Source organism: Bradyrhizobium sp. JYMT SZCCT0180 (assembly GCF_018130165.1).
Classification (GTDB): domain Bacteria; phylum Pseudomonadota; class Alphaproteobacteria; order Rhizobiales; family Xanthobacteraceae; genus Bradyrhizobium.
On record NZ_JAFCLZ010000004.1, the window covers coordinates 183,297 to 201,323 of the forward strand.

The window sequence follows — 18,027 nt, forward strand, 5'->3', positions numbered from 1 at the left end:
GGCCGGGCTATTCCCGGCCATTGACGTCGTTCTTGCTGTTGAATTCTCTGGGACGTGGATGCCCGGATTAAATCCGGGCATGACGTCGAACTAGTACAATGTCTTCCGACGAAGCCGTAAGGTTCAGACTTACAGGCTCCGCTGGATCGTCTCCACGCGATAACACTCGATGACGTCGCCGACACGCATGTCGCCGTAATTCTCGAACGCCATGCCGCATTCCTGACCGGACTGCACTTCCTTCACTTCATCCTTGAAGCGCTTCAGCGTCGAGAGCTTGCCTTCATGCACAACCACGTTGTCGCGAATGAGGCGAACGTTGGCGCCGCGTTCCACGGTGCCGTCGGTGACACGGCAGCCGGCGACCTTGCCGACCTTGGAAATGTTGAACACTTCCAGGATCTGCGCATTGCCCAGCATGGTTTCGCGCAGCGTCGGCGCGAGCAGGCCGGACATCGCCTTTTTGATGTCGTCGACCAGATCGTAGATGATGTTGTAATAGCGGATCTCGATGCCGTTGCGCTTGGCCGCGGCCGCCGCTTCCTTGTTGGCGCGAACCGAGAAGCCGATGATGGCGGCGTTGAAACCTTCCGCCAGCGTCACGTCGGATTCGGAGATGCCGCCGACGCCGGCATGCAGGATGCGGGCGGCAACTTCGTCGGTGCCGAGCTTTTCCAGCGATCCCAGGATGGCTTCGAGCGAACCTTGCACGTCGGCCTTGATGATCAGCGGGAATTCCTTGCGGCCCGACGTCTTGAGCTGCGACATCATCTGTTCGAGCGAACCGCGCATGCCGGAAATCGAGGCAGCCGCATTTTCGCGCTTCTGGTGGGCGCGATAGCTCGTGACCTGGCGGGCGCGGGCTTCGTTCTCGACCACCGCGAGGCGGTCGCCGGCCTCCGGCGGACCGTTGAAGCCGAGCACCTCGACCGGAACCGAAGGTCCGGCCTCGTCGATGTTGACGCCCTGGTCGTTGATAAGGGCGCGGACGCGGCCCATTTCGGCGCCGGCCACGATGATGTCGCCGATGCGCAGGGTTCCGCGCTGCACCAGCACGGTCGCAACCGGACCACGACCGCGGTCGAGCCTGGCTTCGATCACGGTGCCTTCGGCGGGACGTTCCGCGTTGGTTTTGAGGTCGAGCAGTTCGGCCTGCAGCGCGATCATTTCCAAGAGCTTGTCGAGATTGGTCTTGTTCTTGGCTGACACCTCGACGTCGACGACTTCACCGCCGAACGACTCGACCTGAACCTCGTGCTGCAACAGCTCGGTGCGCACGCGCTCTGGCTTGGCGTCGGGCTTGTCGATCTTGTTGATCGCGATGATCATCGGAACCTTCGCCGCCTTGGCGTGGTTGATCGCCTCGATGGTCTGCGGCATGACGCCGTCATCGGCCGCCACCACCAGGATCACGATATCGGTGACCTTGGCGCCGCGCGCACGCATCGCGGTGAACGCGGCGTGGCCGGGCGTATCGATGAAGGTGATCTTCTTGCCGCTTTCCGGCGAGGTCACCTGATAGGCGCCGATATGCTGGGTGATGCCGCCGGCTTCGCCCGAAACCACGTTGGCATGGCGAAGCGCGTCGAGCAGCGAGGTCTTGCCGTGGTCGACATGGCCCATCACGGTCACGACCGGCGAACGCGGTTCGGTGTCGGTGGAATCGTCGACAATGTCGAACAATCCCTCTTCGACGTCGGACGCGGCCACGCGCTTGACGGTATGGCCCAATTCCTCGGCGATCAGCTGCGCGGTGTCGGCGTCGATCACGTCGGTGATCTTGTGCATCGCGCCCTGCTTCATCAGCAGGCGGATGACGTCGACCGCGCGTTCCGACATGCGGTTGGCGAGTTCCTGGATGTTGATGGCTTCCGGGATCACCACTTCGCGGATGATCTTTTCCTTCGGCTCGTTCGAGGCGTGTCCCTTCAGGCGCTGGGTGCGGCGGCGGAACGAGGCGATCGAACGCTCGCGCACATTGTCGGCGTCGAGGGCGGTGACCAGCGTCAGGCGGCCGCGTTCCTTTTGCGGCCCGGGCTTGTGGGTCGTCTTCGGCGGCACGGCGGGGCGCATGGCGCCGCCAGGGCCACGGCGGATCTGGCGCGGACCTTCATCCTCATCGGAGGCGTCGGCGGCGACGCCCGGCGCGCGCGCGGGCGGCACTGCGGACGCCGTCGGCCGGGCCGCGGGACGCGCGGTGGTGGTGGTCGTAGTGGTGCCGGGTGCGGTCGTCGTCGCGGTCTTGGCTTCGGCTTCTCCAAATCGCTTCTTGGCTTCGCTTTCCGCCTTGCGCTTGGCTTCCTCTTCGATGCGGTGACGTTCTTCCTCGGCCTTGCGGCGCGCTTCGGCGGCTTCGCGCTCGGCCTGCTCGATGCCTTCGCGGCTTGCGCGGCGCTTGGCTTCTTCTTCGGCTAGACGACGTTCCTCGATGTCACGGACCTTGGCGTCGGCCAAGGCGCTGGCGCGCGCGGAGCGTTCATCCTCGGTCAGCGTGCGCAGCACCACGCCGGAGCCGGCGCGGGGTGCGGCTGGCGCGGAGGGCCGGCTCGGTGCCTTGGCGACGACCGGCGCCGGCTTGGCGACCACCGGCTCGGGCGCATGGGTTTCGCCGGCGGGCGCGTCGCCGCCGAGGCGGCGCTTGCCGCGCTTCTCGACCACGACCTGCTTGGTCCGGCCATGGCTGAAGCTCTGGCGTACGGTGCCCGTCTCGACGCGCGGCTTGAGCGTCAAGGTCTTGGTCGGGACACTCAAAGTCTTGTCGCCAGGCGTTTTGGTATCAACCATTCAGCAGTCCTAATCTTGTTGCGTTGTGCGCATTCGCACAGTCGTTAAAGCACGTCTTGTTAGTCAGAATTTCTGGCCGCTTGGGCGGTCTTGTCGTCATCGGCCATCCGGTATCGGACCAGGATCTGGCAGCGCGACAGGAACGTCTTGCTCGCCGGGCCCGCGAGCAGGGCAGCATGTATCACATTTGACCGCCCCAGTGCCAAATCCAATTCTGCCGACGTCAGAACATTGACGATCGGAAATTCCGTCGAATCATCCGCATTTCCACGCTTTTGCCGCGCGATCGCGTCCAATTTGCGGATTCCGTCGATCGCCCCGTCGGAAGCGTGGATAAGGGCCTGGGCCTGCCCGTCCCGGAGCGCGCCCTCGACCTTGCTGAAACCGGAGACGACCTGGCCGGCCTTGGCGACCATCGCCAGCGCCTCGGTGCAGCTTCGAACCAGCAAAGCCTCGGTGTCGGCGGGGAGGGTCGCAGCGGCCCGGATGTCGCGCTTGAAACCCCTGCTAAATTGGTTACGCCGCACCGCTTCCGCAACGGTCCGGCGCGATGCCGAGACCCACAGGCCGCGGCCGGGAAGCTTGCGCTTCAGGTCCGGAACGACCTCGCCCTGGGGCGAGACCACGAACCGGATCAGTTCGTCGATCGGGCGCACCTCACGGGTGACCGCGCACATCCGCATCGTCGCGGACCTGTCGGTCCGCGGTCCGTTGTCGAGATCGGGGTCAACCATGGCGAGCATGCGCGGGGCATCTCCTTACGCCGTCTGGTCTTCGGTGGCTTCCGCCGCCTCGGACTGCTTGGCAAGGTCGGCCTCGGTGATCCAGCCGGCGATGACGCGGGCCTGCATGATCATGCGCTCGGCATCGTCGCGCGAGATTTCGTTGGCGTCGAGAATGCCGGGGAACTTGGTCGGCTCGGCGCCTTCCTTGCGCTCGGTCCAGCCAACCAGATCGTCGGTGGCGCAACCGGCCAGATCCTCGACCGACTTGATGTCGTTCTCGCCGAACTTGACCAGCATCTTCGAGGTCACGCCGGGCACTGTCTTCAAAGCGTCATCCACACCGAGTTCCTTGCGTTTGTTTTCCAGCTCGGTCTCGAGCTGCTCCAGGTATTCTTTTGCACGGCTCTGCAGTTCGTTGGCGGTTTCCTCGTCGAAGCCCTCGATGCCGGCGAGTTCCTTGACGTCGACCAGCGCGAGTTCCTCGACCGAGGTGAAGCCTTCCGACGCCAGCAGCTGGCCGACCACTTCGTCGACATTCAGCGCTTCCATGAACACCCGCGTCGAGTTCTCGAAATCGGCCTGACGGCGCTCGGATTCTTCCTGCTCGGTGAGGATGTCGATGTCCCAGCCGGTGAGCTGCGAAGCGAGCCGCACGTTCTGTCCGCGGCGGCCGATCGCCAGCGACAGCTGGTTGTTGGTGTCGGGCACCACGACCTCGATACGCTCGCGGTCTTCGTCGATCACGACCTTGGCGACTTCGGCGGGCGCCAGCGCGTTGACGACGAAGGTCGCGATATCGGGCGACCACGGAATGATGTCGATCTTCTCGCCCTGCAGTTCGTTCACCACCGCCTGCACGCGCGAACCGCGCATACCGACGCAGGCGCCGACCGGATCGACCGAGGAATCCCGCGAAATAACGCCGATTTTGGCGCGCGAGCCGGGATCGCGGGCCACCGCCTTGATCTCGACGATGCCGTCATAGATTTCCGGCACTTCCTGCGCGAACAGCTTTGCCATGAACTGCGGATGGGTGCGGGACAGGAAGATCTGCGGCCCGCGGGTTTCGCGGCGGACGTCGAAGATGTAGGCGCGGACGCGGTCGCCGTTGCGGAACACTTCGCGCGGCAGCATCTCGTCACGGCGCACGATGGCTTCGCCGCGGCCGAGATCGACGATCACGCTGCCATATTCGACGCGCTTGACGATGCCGTTGATGATGTCGCCGATGCGATCCTTGAATTCCTGGTACTGCCGGTCGCGCTCGGCCTCGCGCACCTTTTGCACGATCACCTGCTTGGCGGACTGGGCGGCGATGCGGCCATATTCCAGCGGCGGCAGGGTGTCGGCGATGGTGTCGCCGACCTGGGCGCCCGGATTGGCGCGCTGCGCATCGGCCAGCGAAATCTGGTTCGACGAATTCTCGACCACGTCGACGACCAGCATGTGGCGCGACAGCCGGAGCTCGCCCTTCTTGGCGTCGATCTCGGCGTGAACGTCGGTCTCGCTGCCGTAGCGGGCGCGAGCTGCCTTCGCGATGGCGTCTTCCATCGCCGCGATCACGATGCCACGGTCGATCGACTTTTCGCGGGCAACCGCGTCTGCGATCTGCAGCAGTTCGAGTTTATTGGCGCTGACAGCTGCCATGGCTCAGTCTCCTTCGGTGGGATCGAATTCGCCGCCGGGCAAACCTTGCGCGGCGAGGCGATGTTTCTTGGTATTTTTCGGTAACGGCTTCTTCAGCGGCTTGTTCAGTGTCTTGGGCTTCGGCTTGTTGCTCTTGGCCGGATCGCTTTTCTTGGCGTGCGGCGGAGGCGGCGGCTCGAGCCCGAGATTCTGCCGCAGCTCGCGCTCGGCGGCCTTGCCGCGCCGCATCGATTCTTCGATCAGCTCGTCGGTGAGCACCAGCCGGGCATCGGCGATGTCTTCCATCACAAGCAGCACGTCCGCATCTTCGTCCGCGCGGATTTCGTCGCGATGAAGCCGCACGGCGTCGCCCTCGACGCCCTGCAGCGTACCACGAAAGCGCTTGCGGCCCTGATGGGCGAGTGCCATCTCGACCTTCACGAGATGACCGACATAGCGTTCGAAGTCCGAACGGCGCACCAGCGGACGATCAATGCCGGGCGATGAGATCTCCAGCCGGTAGGCGCGCTCGATCGGATCGGCGACATCAAGCACCGGCGACAGCGCACGCGAAATCGCCTCGCAATCCTCGATCTGCATGGTGCCGTCGGGCCGTTCGGCCATGATCTGGACCGTGCAGCCGGCCTCGCCGGAAATCTTGATCCGCACCAGCCGGTAGCCCATGCCCTGCAATACCGGCCCTGCCACGGCGGAAACCCGCGCGGCGACGCCCGGCTCGACCACGAGCCGCGGCTCGGCGAGCAGGTCAAGATCCTCTGAAACAGCAGTTGGCTCGGTCATGTCCAGGGTCAAAAGCGTCTTTACTTACATGAGGTTAGGCCGGGTCTAACCCGGATCCGGCCGGTTCCCTGAACTGTGCCGTGAGGCCCTTCTGGGCTGGGCTCGTTCAGGTAATAAAAAAGAGCGGGTCCCGAAGGGCCCACTCTCAATACGCGATCGTATGAGAACCATAAGTTGCGGCGGATATAGCGGTTTTTCCGCAATCCGGCAAGGCCTTGCACGCCCCGTTAAGGGAGATTTTGAGTCCTGTCCGGGCGGGCCAAAGCCTAACCCTTCATTCACGAACGGAACCTAGATTGCCGAAAACCAGCCAATTCGGCCGGTTTGGATAGGTTTATGACGCCAGCGACAACGCTGATCCCAGGACTGGACGACATCGTCAGGGGCGGCGATCCCAAGCGCCGCGCCGATGCCGCGCGCCGGATCAGTGAATTATTCCTGCAGGGGGCTGCCAATTTCGGCGCCGATCACGTCGATCTGTTCGACGGCGTATTGAGCAGCCTGGTCCCCCATGCCGACCTTGCCGCGCGGGCCGAACTCGCCGAGCGGCTGTCGCTGCTTGTCAACGCGCCGCGCGGGCTGGTCGGACAGCTCGCCCATGAGGACGAAATTGCCATCGCCGGCCCGCTGCTGCGGCGCTCGCCGGTCATCGACGAACAGATCCTGGTCGAAATCGCCAGCGTGAAGGGGCAGGGCCATCTGCTGGCGATGTCGGATCGGCCGACGCTCTCTCCCGATCTTACCGATGTCATCGTGCGCCGCGGCGACCGCGATGTCGTCAGGCGCACGGTGGGCAATGCCGGTGCAGCGTTCTCGTCGGACGGCTATTCGACCTTGATCAAGCGCGCCAGCCAGGACGGCGTGCTGACGCTCAAGATAGGCCAGCGCGACGATCTCTCCAGCGAACAACTGAAGGACCTTCTGGCCGGAACGATCGATGTGGTCCGCCGCCGCCTGTTCACAGTCGTCAAGCCGGCGCGGCAGGTGGCGATCAAGCGGGCGATCAACGAAATCTCCGGCGCTGTCGAACGAACCGACAGCGGCCGCGACTTCGAGGCGGCACAGCGCACGATCCTGTCGCTGCATCGCGAGGGCCAACTGGTCGAAAGCGCGCTGCTCAACTTCGCCAAGGCAAACAAATACGAGGAATCCGTCGCCGCGCTGGCGGCGATGACCGGCGTGAAGATCGCGACCCTCGACCGGCTGATTGCCGGCGACCGCTACGATCCGATCCTGATCGCCGGCAAGGCGGTCGGCCTCGAATGGGCCACCGTGCGCGCTTTGATCCTGCTGCGGCTGGGCCCGAACCGGACGGCGTCGTCAGCCGATATCGAAAGCGCCCGCATGAATTTCGCGCGCCTGATGCCCACGACCGCCGAGCGCGTCGTCGGCTTCTGGAAGACCCGCCCGACGGTTTGAAGGCGCGACCGTCGTTACGAGCGGCGAAGCAACAGATTTATCCTGCGTCATTCCGGGGCGTGCGAAGCACGAGCCCGGAATCCATACTCATTGTCGTGGTTATGGATTCCGGGCTCTCGCTTCGCGAGCCCCGGAATGACGGCTGAAAGAATTATCCCACCCGCCGAAACTTCAAATACGCCGCAACACGCCCCTCGCGCTCGGCCTTCCGTCCGTAGCGCGTCATCGTGTAGCCCGCCCACGGCTCGCGCCAATCGGCGGCGCGTTCTGCCATCCAGGAAAAATCCGGCGAACGCAGCAGATGCGCCAGCGTCCATGCGCAGTAATCGTCGATGTCGCTGACGAAGCGAAACTCGCCATCTGATTTGATGATGCGCGCCATCGCGGCCACCGTGGCGTCCTGCACGAAGCGCCGCTTCCAGTGACGGCGCTTCGGCCAGGGATCGGGATGGATCAGATCGATCCGCGCCAGGGATCGCGGCGGCGCCCACGCCAGCAATTCGGCGGCGTCGCCGGCGTAAAGCCTGATATTGCCGATGTTGTGGGCTTCGATCTGCGTCAGGATTTTCGCCATGCCGTTGACATAGGGCTCGCAGCCGATGAATCCGATATCGGGAAACGCCTGCGCTTCGGCGATCAGATGTTCGCCGCCGCCGAATCCGATTTCCAGTCTGACAGCATCGGGCTTCGACTCGAAGATGTCGGTGAGATCATCGGGCGCGGGGCTGCCGATATCCAGCGCCAGATGCGGCAGCAGATTGTCGATCAGGTCGGCCTGATGGATGCGGAGCTTGTGACCCTTGCGGCGGCCGAAGAACGAGCCGTGCGCATGCGCGGCGGCGCCGTCATCCGGCGGCGCGTCGCGATCGCCGGTGTCGCGGGGTGAGACCGTCATCGCAGCGTCTGGTACAGCCGGTGCAGCAGCCGCGCCCTCGGCTCGATCGAGGAGATGTACATCTGCTCGTAATGGGTATGCGCGCCCTTGCCGTCAACGCCGAGGCCGTCCAGCGTCGCCGTGTGGGGCGCGGTGAAATTGCCGTCGCTTCCGCCGCCGGTGAAGGTGTCGACCAGATCGAAACCGATTTCGGCCGCGAGCGTCTTGGCGTGCTCAAAGAGCGCCGCACCGGCATTGCCCTTTTCGTAAGGCGGGCGGTTCAGTGCGCCGGTGACAGTGACGCTGACGCCTTCGGTGCGTGATTTCAGGCCGAGGATTCTTGGGACCAGTTCTTCGGAATCGGCAATGCTGGGCACGCGCATGTCGACCTCGGCATAGGCCTCCTCCGCAATCACGTTCGGCTTGGTGCCGCCCCTGACGACGCCGACATTGACGGATACGCCGCGCTTGAGATCGTTCATCGCCTCCAGCGCCTGAATGACGTTGCCGAGTTCGCGGATGGCGCTGCGGCCATCCTCGGGCCGCGTGCCGGCATGCGACGGCACGCCCTTGATGAAGACCTCGAAGCGCGCGACGCCCTTGCGCCCGGTGACGATCTTGCCGCCGTCGCGGGCGGGCTCGGTCACCAGCACATATTTTGCCTTGCGCCCCTCCGTCTCGATCAGGGCGCGCGACGTCGGGCTGCCGATTTCTTCATCGGAGACGAACATCTGGGTGATGCCGAGCGGCGATCGCGCGCTGTCGGCGCAAATCTGGCGAAAGGCATGGTAGGCGAGATAGGCGCCGCCCTTCATGTCATAAATTCCGGGACCGAAGGCGCTGTCGCCCTCGATCTTGAACGGCAGCCGCTCGATGAATCCCAGCGGATGCACGGTATCGAGATGGCTCAGCACCAGGATGCCCGGCGCATCCTGCCCCCATGACGAACGCGCGACCAGATGATCGCCGCATCCGTCCTTTCCTGCGATCCGCTCAACGGTCGCGGGCAGGTCGCGGTAGCCGTCAGTGACGAGGTCGGCGAGCTTGTTGACCTGTGCGGGCACCTCGGTCGGCGTCTCGATTTCGACCCAGCGGCGGATGCCGTCGAGGATCGAACTGGAATCAAACGGATTGGCGGTGGTTCCGGTCATCAGCGCTTTGCCTTCAAGGAATTCGGCCCAAGGATTTTCGGTCCAAGCAATTTCAGCCAAATGTCATGCGCTCGCGCCGGCGGGCGCGTCAATCGGAAGATCCGGTTATGGCAGCTGAAATCAGCGCTGGTCGGGGCCTTCGCGCGCGGCGATCTGTTCGACCAGTTCGACGATACTGCGGCGCATTTTGGCGTCGGTAATGCGCGTAAACGCCCGCGTCAGCGACAGGCCTTCGGAAGTGGCGAGAAAGTCGGAAACGTAGGCGGGCGAGCCGGATTCACCGAAGCCGTCGGCATTGACGGCACCGCTCGGCCCGCCGTCGAACAAAAACGAAACCGGCACCTGCAGGATTTCCGAGATCCGCTGCAGGCGGCTGGCGCCGACCCGGTTGGTGCCCTTTTCGTATTTCTGAACCTGCTGGAAGGTGAGGCCCAATGCCTCGCCGAGTTTTTCCTGGCTCATGCCCAGCATGATGCGTCGCATGCGAACGCGGCTGCCGACATATTTGTCAACAGGGTCTGGCGCTTTGGTGGACATCTCCAACACTCCTGGGATTACGCGCCGGGGAATGAGGCATAGCGGACCATGCCTCAGGCGCCGGTACCGTCAAATCCTGCTCGGAGGATCGGGTTGAACTGCGGACAATTTGAGCAATGAACTGACTGGTTCTTGTTTTTGGTTGCGGAACCCAGAATGCGAATTGCGCGGTCGGTCTGTCAACTAGTTAGTGGATTGGAGCAGGTTGAGTTTTTGCGACGGCCGCAACACCGGCAATATGCAAAACTTTAGGCTTTTCGCCTCGCAAAGCGGCGCCGGGTGACCAGCAGCAACGCAACAGCCACCATCATGCCGGCTGGAATGTCTCTAATACGCGCGTAAATCGTCGGCGACAAAGCCGTCGGCAGGTTGGCGTCCAGCACACCTTCAATGCCAAGGCCGAGCCGTGCGACAATCCGCCCCGACGGATCGATCACGGCTGAAATGCCTGTATTTGCTGCACGAACAACGGGCAGGCCTTCCTCGATGGCGCGCAGGCGCGCCTGCTGCAGATGCTGATAGGGACCGGTCGAAATACCAAACCAGCCGTCATTGGTGACGTTGATGATCCAGCCCGGGCGTTCGTCCCCAGTCGTTATATCTCCGGGAAATACCGCCTCATAGCAAATCAGGGGCAGCGCGCGCGGGGCGTTCGGTATTTCCATGTTGCGGCGGCGGGTGCCCGGAATGAACCCGCCCTGGACCCTCGTTAACTGCACGAAGCCGAGTTTTTCCATCAGGCTCTGGAACGGCAGATATTCGCCGAACGGCACCAGATGCAGCTTGTCATAGACCGACAGCACGCTGCCGTCATGGTCGATTGTATATATCGAGTTGTAGGCACGCGTCACTCGCACGCCCGGCGGGAGGTCGGGCGCGCGCACCGAGCCGGTGATCAGCACGGTGCCCCTCGGCAGCAGCTCGGCGATCTGCGCCATCGCATCGGCTTCGCGGGTCAAAAAGAACGGAAACGCCGATTCCGGCCAGATCAAAATCTGTGCATCGCTCACGCCGGTCGATTGCGGTCCGGAAGCGCGGTCGGAGAGCGTCAGGTACTTCTGCATCACCTCCGCTTTGGCGGCGTAGTTGAATTTGACGTCCTGCTGCAGATTGGGCTGCATGATGCGCAGCTTGACCTTTGTCAGCACGGTCGGCTGCATCGACAGCCTGACGGCGCCGAACACGGCCATCACCGCGAGCAGGCCGAGCGCCGCCGCCGGCGCGAGCCATGGTTTGCGTCCCCGTGAGGTGCCATCGATCAGGACCGCCGGGCTTGCGAAGATCGCCACCGTGAGGAACGTCATCCCCCACAGCCCGATCAGCGATGCCGTCTGGGCCAGCGCCAGCGGCTCCGACAGCGCGTAGCCGAACGAATTCCAGGGAAATCCCGACAGCAGATGGCCGCGCAGCCACTCTGTTATCGTCAGGCTGACCGCGAGCGCGAGCAGGCGCGAAGCGTCGCGGGTCCAGAGCAGGCGCGCCAGCGCAAAGCCTGCCGCGGTGAACAGCGCGAGATAGGCCGGCAGGCCCAGCACCGCGAACGGCATCAGCCAGGCGAACGTTGGCGCATCGACCAGGAAGGCGTAACCGATCCAGTAAAGTCCAACGACGAAATAGCCGAGCCCGAACCAGAAGCCCGACATCGCCGCCGCCGGCACACCGCGCCATCGCCCCGCACCGGCGCCGTCGATCAGCCAGACCGCGACCGGAAAGGTCAGGAACAGCACCGGCCATGCATTGAACGGCGCCATCGCCAGGGCCGACAATGCGCCGGCCACCAGCGCGAGGGCGGCGCGCTTCCATCCCCACGCCAGGATGATCGCAAGACCGGCGGTGCGAAGTTTGTTGGCTGATATCACTGCGAGCCGGCTCCATCGCTGGACGATGGCGGCGCATTGTCATTGGCCTGCGGCGCATTGGCGTCGGGCGTAGCTTCACGGCGGCGGCTTTCGCGCTGCGTGCGGGGGGCGGGCCGTTCCTTGCGAACCGCAATGCGCAGCCGCTTGACCCGCCGCGGATCGGCGTCGAGCACTTCGATCTCGTAAGTGCCGGGGCCTGAAATGACTTCGCCGCGCACCGGCAGGCGGCCGACTTGCGACACCAGGTAGCCGCCAAGGGTTGCGACCTCTTCGCCGGCCTCGCCGGTGATGAAGTCCTCGCCGATCACTGAACGGGCGTCCTCGAGGCTGGCTCGGGCATCGGCGATGAATGAATTGTCCGCCTGCCGCACGATCGCCGGCGGCTCGTCGCTGTCATGCTCGTCGTCGATTTCGCCGACGATCTGTTCGACGATGTCCTCGATCGACACCAGCCCGTCGGTGCCGCCATATTCGTCGACCACCAGCGCCAGATGGATGCGCGAGGCCTGCATCTGCGCCAGAAGGTCGATCGCCCGCATCGATGGCGGCACGTAGAGCAGCTTGCGGATGATGTTGGCGTCCGCCAGCGGCTGCGCCAGGTCGACCGCGCGCAAATCGAGGCCCGCGGGGAAAGGTTTCTTGCGCTTTGCCTTGGTGGTGTCGCCGACCCGCGCCTTCGCGGTCATGAACGCCAGGAGGTCGCGGATGTGCACGATGCCTTCGGGGTCGTCGAGGGTCTCGTTGTAGACGACGAGGCGCGAATGCGCCGCGCTCTCGAACAGGCTCATCAATTCGCCGAGCGGGATGTCGCGCTTGACCGCGACGATGTCGGCGCGATGCACCATCACGTCGGCGATGCGCCGTTCGTGCAGCCCGAGGATATTGCGCAACATGGTGCGCTCGATGGCGGAAAAGCCGACCTCGTCCGGCGTCGAGGCATCGAGCACGACCTGCAGATCGGCGCGGACCGATCCCGGCTTCCAGCCGAACAGCGTGCGGATCGCGCGAGTCAGCCAGTTTTCCGCTGTCGGGCGCAGCACCTCGCCATCCTGCACCACGGCCGGAAGGTTGGGCGTGTTGCGCGGATTGTCGTGGGTAGGGTCGGAGTCCGGCATGTCAGTCCATCCGCTCCCGGTCCGCATGGGGATCGCGATCCGCATATGGATCCGGAATGCCGAGCTGCGCGAGGATCTCCTGCTCGAGACTCTCCATGGCTTCGGCGTCGTCGTCTTTTTCGTGATCGTAGCCGATCAGATGCAGGAACCCGTGCACCGCAAGATGGCTGAGATGGTGATCGAACGGTTTTTGTTCGTCGTCGGCCTCTTTGCGCGTCGTCTCATAGGCGATGGCGATATCGCCGAGCATGCGCGGTGCATCGTCGGGCGTTCCCGCACCGGTCGGCTGCAACGCCGGAAACGATAGCACATTGGTCGGCTTGTCGATGCCGCGCCAATTGCTGTTCAGGGTTCGAATCCCGGAATCGTCGGTCAGCATGACTGCCAGTTCCGCCTCGCCGACATCGGCATCGGCGATTTCAGCGGCCGCGTTGATGGCGCGATGGATCACCGCCTCGGCGTCGGGCTCGGTCTGCCAGCAATCGGCGACCACGAGGACTTCGGTTACGGGGTGGACGGAAGACAATTTCGTTCCAGGGTTTTGCAGTCCAGCATTTTGGTTGCGGCCCGGGCCCGCCTGCTGCGGGCCCAAAGCCAAAGGTCTGGCCATCAGGATCTGCCGGTCGCCGGTTTTTGCGGCAAGCCCTCATAGGCGGCGACGATCCGCGCCACCAGTTCATGGCGGATGACGTCTTCGGCGGTGAACTTCACCTGCGCGATCCCCTCGACGCCGTCGAGCAGCTTGACGGCCTCGGCAAGTCCCGAGGTCTGGCCGTTCGGCAGGTCAACCTGCGAGGGGTCGCCGGTGATGATCATGCGGCTGTTCTCGCCAAGCCGGGTCAAAAACATCTTCATCTGCATTGACGTGGTGTTCTGCGCCTCGTCCAGGATGATGACGGCGTTGGTCAGCGTGCGGCCGCGCATGAAGGCGAGCGGCGCAATCTCGATTTCACCGCCCTGCAGCGCGCGCTCGACGACGCGCGCGTCCATCAGGTCGTACAGCGCGTCGTAGATCGGCCGCAGATAGGGATCGACTTTTTCGCGGAGGTCGCCGGGCAGGAAGCCGAGCCGTTCGCCGGCTTCGACCGCGGGCCGCGTCAGGATGATGCGATCGACTTCCTTGCGCTCGAACAATTGCGCGGCATGCGCCACCGCAAGCCAGGTCTTGCCGGTGCCGGCCGGGCCGACGCCGAACACCATCTCGTGGCGCTTCAGCGCGCGGATGTAGGAGTCCTGCGCGGCGGTGCGCGCCCGCACCGGGCGCTTGCGCAGATTGATGGTCTCGAAGGCGTTCTTGGCGGCCTTGGGATCGAATTCGAACAGCGATCCCTGCGCGATCACGGCGCGGATGGCGCCTTCGACGTCGCCCTGCGCCAGGTCTTGTCCCTGCACCGCCTGGGCGTAGAGCGTCTCGAGCACGCGCCGCGCCGCGTCGCAGCCGTCGCGCGATCCGGCGATGGTGATGTGATTGCCGCGCGAATCCACGACGACGCCGAGCCGGCGTTCGATCAGCGCCAGATTCTGCCCGTAAGGGCCGACCAGCGCGGAAGCGGCGCGGTTGTCGTCGAAGTCGATGACGACCTGGGTTTCGGGCGGAATTTGCATGTCGCGATCAAATTTGCGGCTGGGAGCAAGCGAAGGTGAATCCGATGCGCTTTTGGGCAAGGGTTCAGGCTCCCGCGTTGACTTGAGAAGAATCGGTCGTGGGTGAAAGCGTCGATAAAGTGGGGCGCGCGGAGGCGCCCGCGAGTTCGCCGAGCAGGCTGTAGCGCTCCAGGCTGTCGATCGAGACCGGCAGCACTTTTCCGATGATATCCGGTGATGCCATCACATGCGCGGGCTGCAGATAGGCGGTGCGGCCGACGATCTGGCCGGGGTTGCGGGCCGCGCGTTCGAACAGCACATCGACAGTCTTGCCAATCATGGCCTTGTTGAAGGCCGATTGCTGGCTGTCGATCAATTCCTGAAGCCGCCCCAATCGCTCGTCCATTTCTGCCGCTGACACCGTCTCCCGCATGTCCGCCGCCGGCGTGCCGGGCCGCGGCGAATATTTGAACGAATAAGCCCCAGCGTATCCGATTTGCGTGACAAGCGCGAGGGTGGCGGCAAATTCTCCCTCGGTTTCGCCGGGGAAGCCGACGATAAAATCCGATGAAAATGCAATATCTTGGCGGCTCTCGCGAAATCGGTCGATGACGCGGCGGTAATCATCGGCGGTATGCTTCCGGTTCATGGCAGCCAGAATGCGGTCGGAGCCGGATTGTACCGGCAGATGCACGAACGGCATCAGTTCGGGCAGGTCGCGATGCGCTTCCAGCAGCGAATCATCGACGTCGCGGGGATGGCTGGTCGAATAACGCAGGCGCACGATGCCCGGGATTTCGGCGAGGCGAGTGAGCAGCGCGCCGAGCGGCCAGGTTCGTCCGTCCGGACCCTCGCCGTGATAGGCGTTGACGTTCTGCCCGATCAGCGTGATCTCGCGCACGCCATTGTCGGCGAGCCGCGTCACGTCGTCGATGATTTTTGCAACTGGCCGGGAGACTTCCGCACCACGCGTGTAAGGCACCACGCAGAAGGTGCAGAACTTGTCGCAGCCTTCCTGCACGGTGACGAACGAGGAGATGCCGCGCGCGCGGATCGCCGCGGGCTTCGGCGGCGGCAGAAAGCCGAACTTGTCCTCGACCGGGAATTCGGTCTCCAGCGCGCGGCCATGGCTTTTGGCGCGGGCCAGCAGCTGCGGCAGATGATGATAGCTCTGCGGGCCGACCACGACGTCGACGGTCGGCGCGCGGCGGATGATCTCTTCGCCCTCGGCTTGCGCGACGCAGCCGGCGACCGCGATGCGCATCTCGCGCCCCTGGCGCGCGGCCTCATCCTTGGCGACGCGCAACCGCCCGAGTTCGGAGTAGACCTTTTCGGAAGCCTTCTCGCGGATATGGCAGGTGTTGAGGATGACGAGATCCGCATCCTCGGCGCTGTCGGTCTCGACAAAGCCTTCGCCCGCCAGCGTGTCCACCATGCGCTGCGCATCGTAGACGTTCATCTGGCAGCCATATGACTTGATATGCAGCTTGCGCGGCGGCTTCATGGAACCTGATTGCGGAGTTGGCGCGGGCCCCATACGGCGCCCGTCTACCGGGTCAATTATAGCCTAAGTGGCCGAAAATCCAGCTTATTAGCCCCGTCATCCGGGTGTGGTGCCAGCGCACCATCCCGGAATGGCGGTGTAAAACGCCTAATCGGCCCCAATCCGCGCGATTAGATCGGGCAATTGCCGCATATCGTCGAAAGTGACCGCGGCGCCTGCGGCACGCAGGGTATCCGCGGTGTCCGGACGGCAATGGCTGCCGCCGTGAAAGCCGAGCACGGTCATCCCGGCGGCCCGGCCCCCGGTGACGCCGGCCACGCTGTCCTCGATCACGAGGCATCGCGCCGGCGGGACATTCATCTGCCCCGCCGCGAGCAGAAACAGATCCGGTGCCGGCTTGCCGTTGCGCACCTGCGATCCCGAAAAAATATGAGGGGCAAAGCGCTCGTACAGTTTCACCCGTGACAGGCTCGTGAAAATCTTTTCGTGCACGGCACTGGAGGCGACGCATTTGCGCAGGTCGATGGCGTCGAGCGTCTCGTGAAGATGCGGAATTGGCTCAACCGCGTCCGCGAGCGCTGCAAACAATGTCGTTTGCCGTTCATGCTCGTACGTTTCGGCCAACGGCCGCCCGAGTTCCCGCTCGACTTCGGTGGTTGCATCGAGCGATGTGCGCCCGAGAAATCGCTGACGCACCTGCTCGGCGGTGATCGGATAGCCGTGACGCGTCAGCACCTCGGCGTGAACGCGGCACGAGATCACCTCGCTGTCGACCAGCACGCCGTCGCAATCGAAAATGATGAGATCGAGATGGGCGTTCGAGGTTTGCACGCGGCTTCATCCTTGGCGATTGATGGAACGTGAATGCGGGGTTCGTGCTTCGCACGTCCCGGAATGACTATGACTGACCGGGACCAATCCGCCCGATTAGATCGGGCAATTGCCGCATATCGTCGAATGTCACGGCCGCGCCCGCCGTGCGCAGCAATTCAGCGTGACCTGCGCCGCAATGGCTGCCGCCGTGAAAGCCAAGCACGGTCATCCCGGCGGCCCGGCCACCGGTGACGCCGGCAACGCTGTCCTCGATGACAAGGCATTGAGCCGGCCGGATATTCATCTGTTCGGCAGCGAACAGAAACAGATCCGGGGCAGGCTTGCCGCGCGTGACCTGCGTGGCGGAAAAGATGTTGGGCGCGAGGACGTCGTAGAGCCCGGCGCAGGTGAGGCCGTGACGAATCTTCTCCGGCGTACCGCTCGATGCCACGCATTTCGGAAGATCGATTGCGGCGATCGCTTCGCCGATATGGGGAATGGCTCCGAGTTCATCAGCATATCGTTGCAGCGCGGCCTGCTTCATCTGCGCTTCGAAATCGTCCGGGAGGCTGCAACCCAGTTCGGCCTCGACGGTCAGGCGCGCCTCGCGATCGGAAACACCGAGGAACCGTTGCAGCACCTGATCCGCCGTGATCGGATAGCCGTGGCGCGTCAGCGTCTCCGCATGCGCGCGGCATGAAATGACCTCGCTGTCGAGCAGCACGCCGTCGCAATCGAAAATGATGAGTTGTGGGCTCAAATTGACTACGACTTATCTTCGTCCAGCGGCACGCAATACAATTCGAGCCGGTGATCGACCAGTTTGTAGCCGAGCTTGCGGGCGATTTCGGCCTGCAGCTTCTCGATTTCTTCCGAGGTGAACTCGATCACCTTGCCGTCGCGCAGGTTGATCAGGTGATCGTGATGGCTGTCGGGCATCTGCTCGTAGCGCGCCCGGCCCTCGCGGAAATCATGCCGTTCGATGATGCCGGCGTCCTCGAACAGCTTTACGGTGCGGTAGACGGTCGAGATCGAGATCTTGTCGTCGACCTCGACGCAGCGCCGGTAAAGTTCCTCGACGTCGGGATGATCCACCGAATCCGCCAGCACCCGCGCGATAACGCGGCGCTGCTCGGTCATGCGCATGCCGGTGGCGGCGCAGCGTGCCTCGATACCGGTATTCTTGTGCGCGGGCGGGGATTTCAGGACGGGCATATGGTCTTGCCTTAGAGAGC

At 64.0% G+C, this 18,027-nt stretch carries 16 protein-coding genes; 1 reads left to right on the forward strand and 15 read right to left on the reverse strand.

Features of this window, described 5'->3' with window-relative positions:
- Positions 1-129: 129 nt before the first annotated feature.
- From infB to rimP, 4 genes are read right to left on the reverse strand one after another with little or no spacing between them, the layout of a single operon-like run.
- Complete coding sequence (gene infB, locus JQ641_RS07815) at positions 130-2,784, reverse strand: translation initiation factor IF-2 (RefSeq protein ID WP_211995416.1); 2,655 nt, start codon at positions 2,782-2,784, stop codon at positions 130-132.
- Positions 2,785-2,843: 59 nt separating this feature from the next.
- On the reverse strand, positions 2,844-3,527 hold the full coding sequence (locus JQ641_RS07820; protein ID WP_211995417.1) for an RNA-binding protein: 684 nt from the start codon (positions 3,525-3,527) through the stop codon (positions 2,844-2,846).
- Between the two features lie 15 nt (positions 3,528-3,542).
- The gene (nusA, locus tag JQ641_RS07825; protein ID WP_211995418.1) at positions 3,543-5,156 is read right to left on the reverse strand and encodes a transcription termination factor NusA; all 1,614 of its coding nucleotides are present in this window, start codon (positions 5,154-5,156) and stop codon (positions 3,543-3,545) included.
- Positions 5,157-5,159: 3 nt separating this feature from the next.
- On the reverse strand, positions 5,160-5,936 hold the full coding sequence (rimP, locus tag JQ641_RS07830; protein WP_211995419.1) for a ribosome maturation factor RimP: 777 nt from the start codon (positions 5,934-5,936) through the stop codon (positions 5,160-5,162).
- Between the two features lie 336 nt (positions 5,937-6,272).
- Between rimP and JQ641_RS07835 the strand changes: the two genes are divergently transcribed.
- Positions 6,273-7,355 (forward strand): DUF2336 domain-containing protein, encoded by a 1,083-nt coding sequence (locus JQ641_RS07835; protein WP_211995420.1) that lies wholly within the window; start codon positions 6,273-6,275, stop codon positions 7,353-7,355.
- Positions 7,356-7,506: 151 nt separating this feature from the next.
- On the opposite strand, the gene trmB is transcribed toward JQ641_RS07835, so the two are convergent.
- The 11 genes from trmB to JQ641_RS07890 form a co-directional block, all read right to left on the reverse strand.
- Entirely contained in the window at positions 7,507-8,250 is a 744-nt protein-coding gene (trmB, locus tag JQ641_RS07840; protein WP_211995421.1) for a tRNA (guanosine(46)-N7)-methyltransferase TrmB, read from the reverse strand.
- Positions 8,247-9,380: a M20 family metallopeptidase gene (locus tag JQ641_RS07845; protein WP_211995422.1), complete on the reverse strand. Its 1,134-nt coding sequence runs from the start codon at positions 9,378-9,380 to the stop codon at positions 8,247-8,249. The genes trmB and JQ641_RS07845 overlap by 4 nt, the downstream gene beginning before the upstream one ends.
- A 120-nt stretch (positions 9,381-9,500) precedes the next feature.
- Positions 9,501-9,917, reverse strand: a complete 417-nt coding sequence (locus JQ641_RS07850) for a helix-turn-helix domain-containing protein (protein ID WP_192736276.1) — start codon at positions 9,915-9,917, stop codon at positions 9,501-9,503.
- A 248-nt stretch (positions 9,918-10,165) separates the two neighbouring features.
- Entirely contained in the window at positions 10,166-11,776 is a 1,611-nt protein-coding gene (gene lnt, locus JQ641_RS07855; protein ID WP_211995423.1) for an apolipoprotein N-acyltransferase, read from the reverse strand.
- A complete protein-coding gene (locus tag JQ641_RS07860) occupies positions 11,773-12,891 on the reverse strand; it encodes a hemolysin family protein (protein WP_249150260.1) in 1,119 nt (372 codons plus the stop codon). Before JQ641_RS07860 ends, lnt begins: the two co-directional genes overlap by 4 nt.
- Position 12,892: 1 nt before the next feature.
- Positions 12,893-13,417, reverse strand: coding sequence for an rRNA maturation RNase YbeY (ybeY, locus tag JQ641_RS07865; protein WP_249119654.1), 525 nt, complete (start codon positions 13,415-13,417; stop codon positions 12,893-12,895).
- A gap of 83 nt (positions 13,418-13,500) precedes the next feature.
- Entirely contained in the window at positions 13,501-14,556 is a 1,056-nt protein-coding gene (locus tag JQ641_RS07870; protein WP_211995425.1) for a PhoH family protein, read from the reverse strand.
- A 4-nt stretch (positions 14,557-14,560) separates the two neighbouring features.
- The gene (gene miaB, locus JQ641_RS07875) at positions 14,561-15,979 is read right to left on the reverse strand and encodes a tRNA (N6-isopentenyl adenosine(37)-C2)-methylthiotransferase MiaB (RefSeq protein ID WP_249150261.1); all 1,419 of its coding nucleotides are present in this window, start codon (positions 15,977-15,979) and stop codon (positions 14,561-14,563) included.
- A 147-nt stretch (positions 15,980-16,126) separates the two neighbouring features.
- Positions 16,127-16,810 carry an HAD family hydrolase gene (locus JQ641_RS07880; protein WP_211995426.1) on the reverse strand — a complete coding sequence of 228 codons (684 nt, stop codon included), beginning with the start codon at positions 16,808-16,810 and terminating at the stop codon, positions 16,127-16,129.
- Between the two features lie 67 nt (positions 16,811-16,877).
- A complete protein-coding gene (locus tag JQ641_RS07885; RefSeq protein WP_211995427.1) occupies positions 16,878-17,552 on the reverse strand; it encodes an HAD family hydrolase in 675 nt (224 codons plus the stop codon).
- Positions 17,553-17,557: 5 nt separating this feature from the next.
- Positions 17,558-18,007: a Fur family transcriptional regulator gene (locus JQ641_RS07890; protein ID WP_211995428.1), complete on the reverse strand. Its 450-nt coding sequence runs from the start codon at positions 18,005-18,007 to the stop codon at positions 17,558-17,560.
- Positions 18,008-18,027 lie beyond the last annotated feature (20 nt).

Excerpts from the sequence above, each read along its gene's own strand:
- infB (WP_211995416.1), bottom strand. The coding sequence starts at position 2,784 with ATGGTTGATACCAAAACGCCTGGCGACAAGACTTTGAGTGTCCCGACC.
- JQ641_RS07820 (WP_211995417.1), bottom strand. The coding sequence starts at position 3,527 with ATGCTCGCCATGGTTGACCCCGATCTCGACAACGGACCGCGGACCGAC.
- nusA (WP_211995418.1), bottom strand. The coding sequence starts at position 5,156 with ATGGCAGCTGTCAGCGCCAATAAACTCGAACTGCTGCAGATCGCAGAC.
- rimP (WP_211995419.1), bottom strand. The coding sequence starts at position 5,936 with ATGACCGAGCCAACTGCTGTTTCAGAGGATCTTGACCTGCTCGCCGAG.
- JQ641_RS07835 (WP_211995420.1), top strand. The coding sequence starts at position 6,273 with ATGACGCCAGCGACAACGCTGATCCCAGGACTGGACGACATCGTCAGG.
- trmB (WP_211995421.1), bottom strand. The coding sequence starts at position 8,250 with ATGACGGTCTCACCCCGCGACACCGGCGATCGCGACGCGCCGCCGGAT.
- JQ641_RS07845 (WP_211995422.1), bottom strand. The coding sequence starts at position 9,380 with ATGACCGGAACCACCGCCAATCCGTTTGATTCCAGTTCGATCCTCGAC.
- JQ641_RS07850 (WP_192736276.1), bottom strand. The coding sequence starts at position 9,917 with ATGTCCACCAAAGCGCCAGACCCTGTTGACAAATATGTCGGCAGCCGC.
- JQ641_RS07860 (WP_249150260.1), bottom strand. The coding sequence starts at position 12,891 with ATGCCGGACTCCGACCCTACCCACGACAATCCGCGCAACACGCCCAAC.
- miaB (WP_249150261.1), bottom strand. The coding sequence starts at position 15,979 with ATGAAGCCGCCGCGCAAGCTGCATATCAAGTCATATGGCTGCCAGATG.
- JQ641_RS07890 (WP_211995428.1), bottom strand. The coding sequence starts at position 18,007 with ATGCCCGTCCTGAAATCCCCGCCCGCGCACAAGAATACCGGTATCGAG.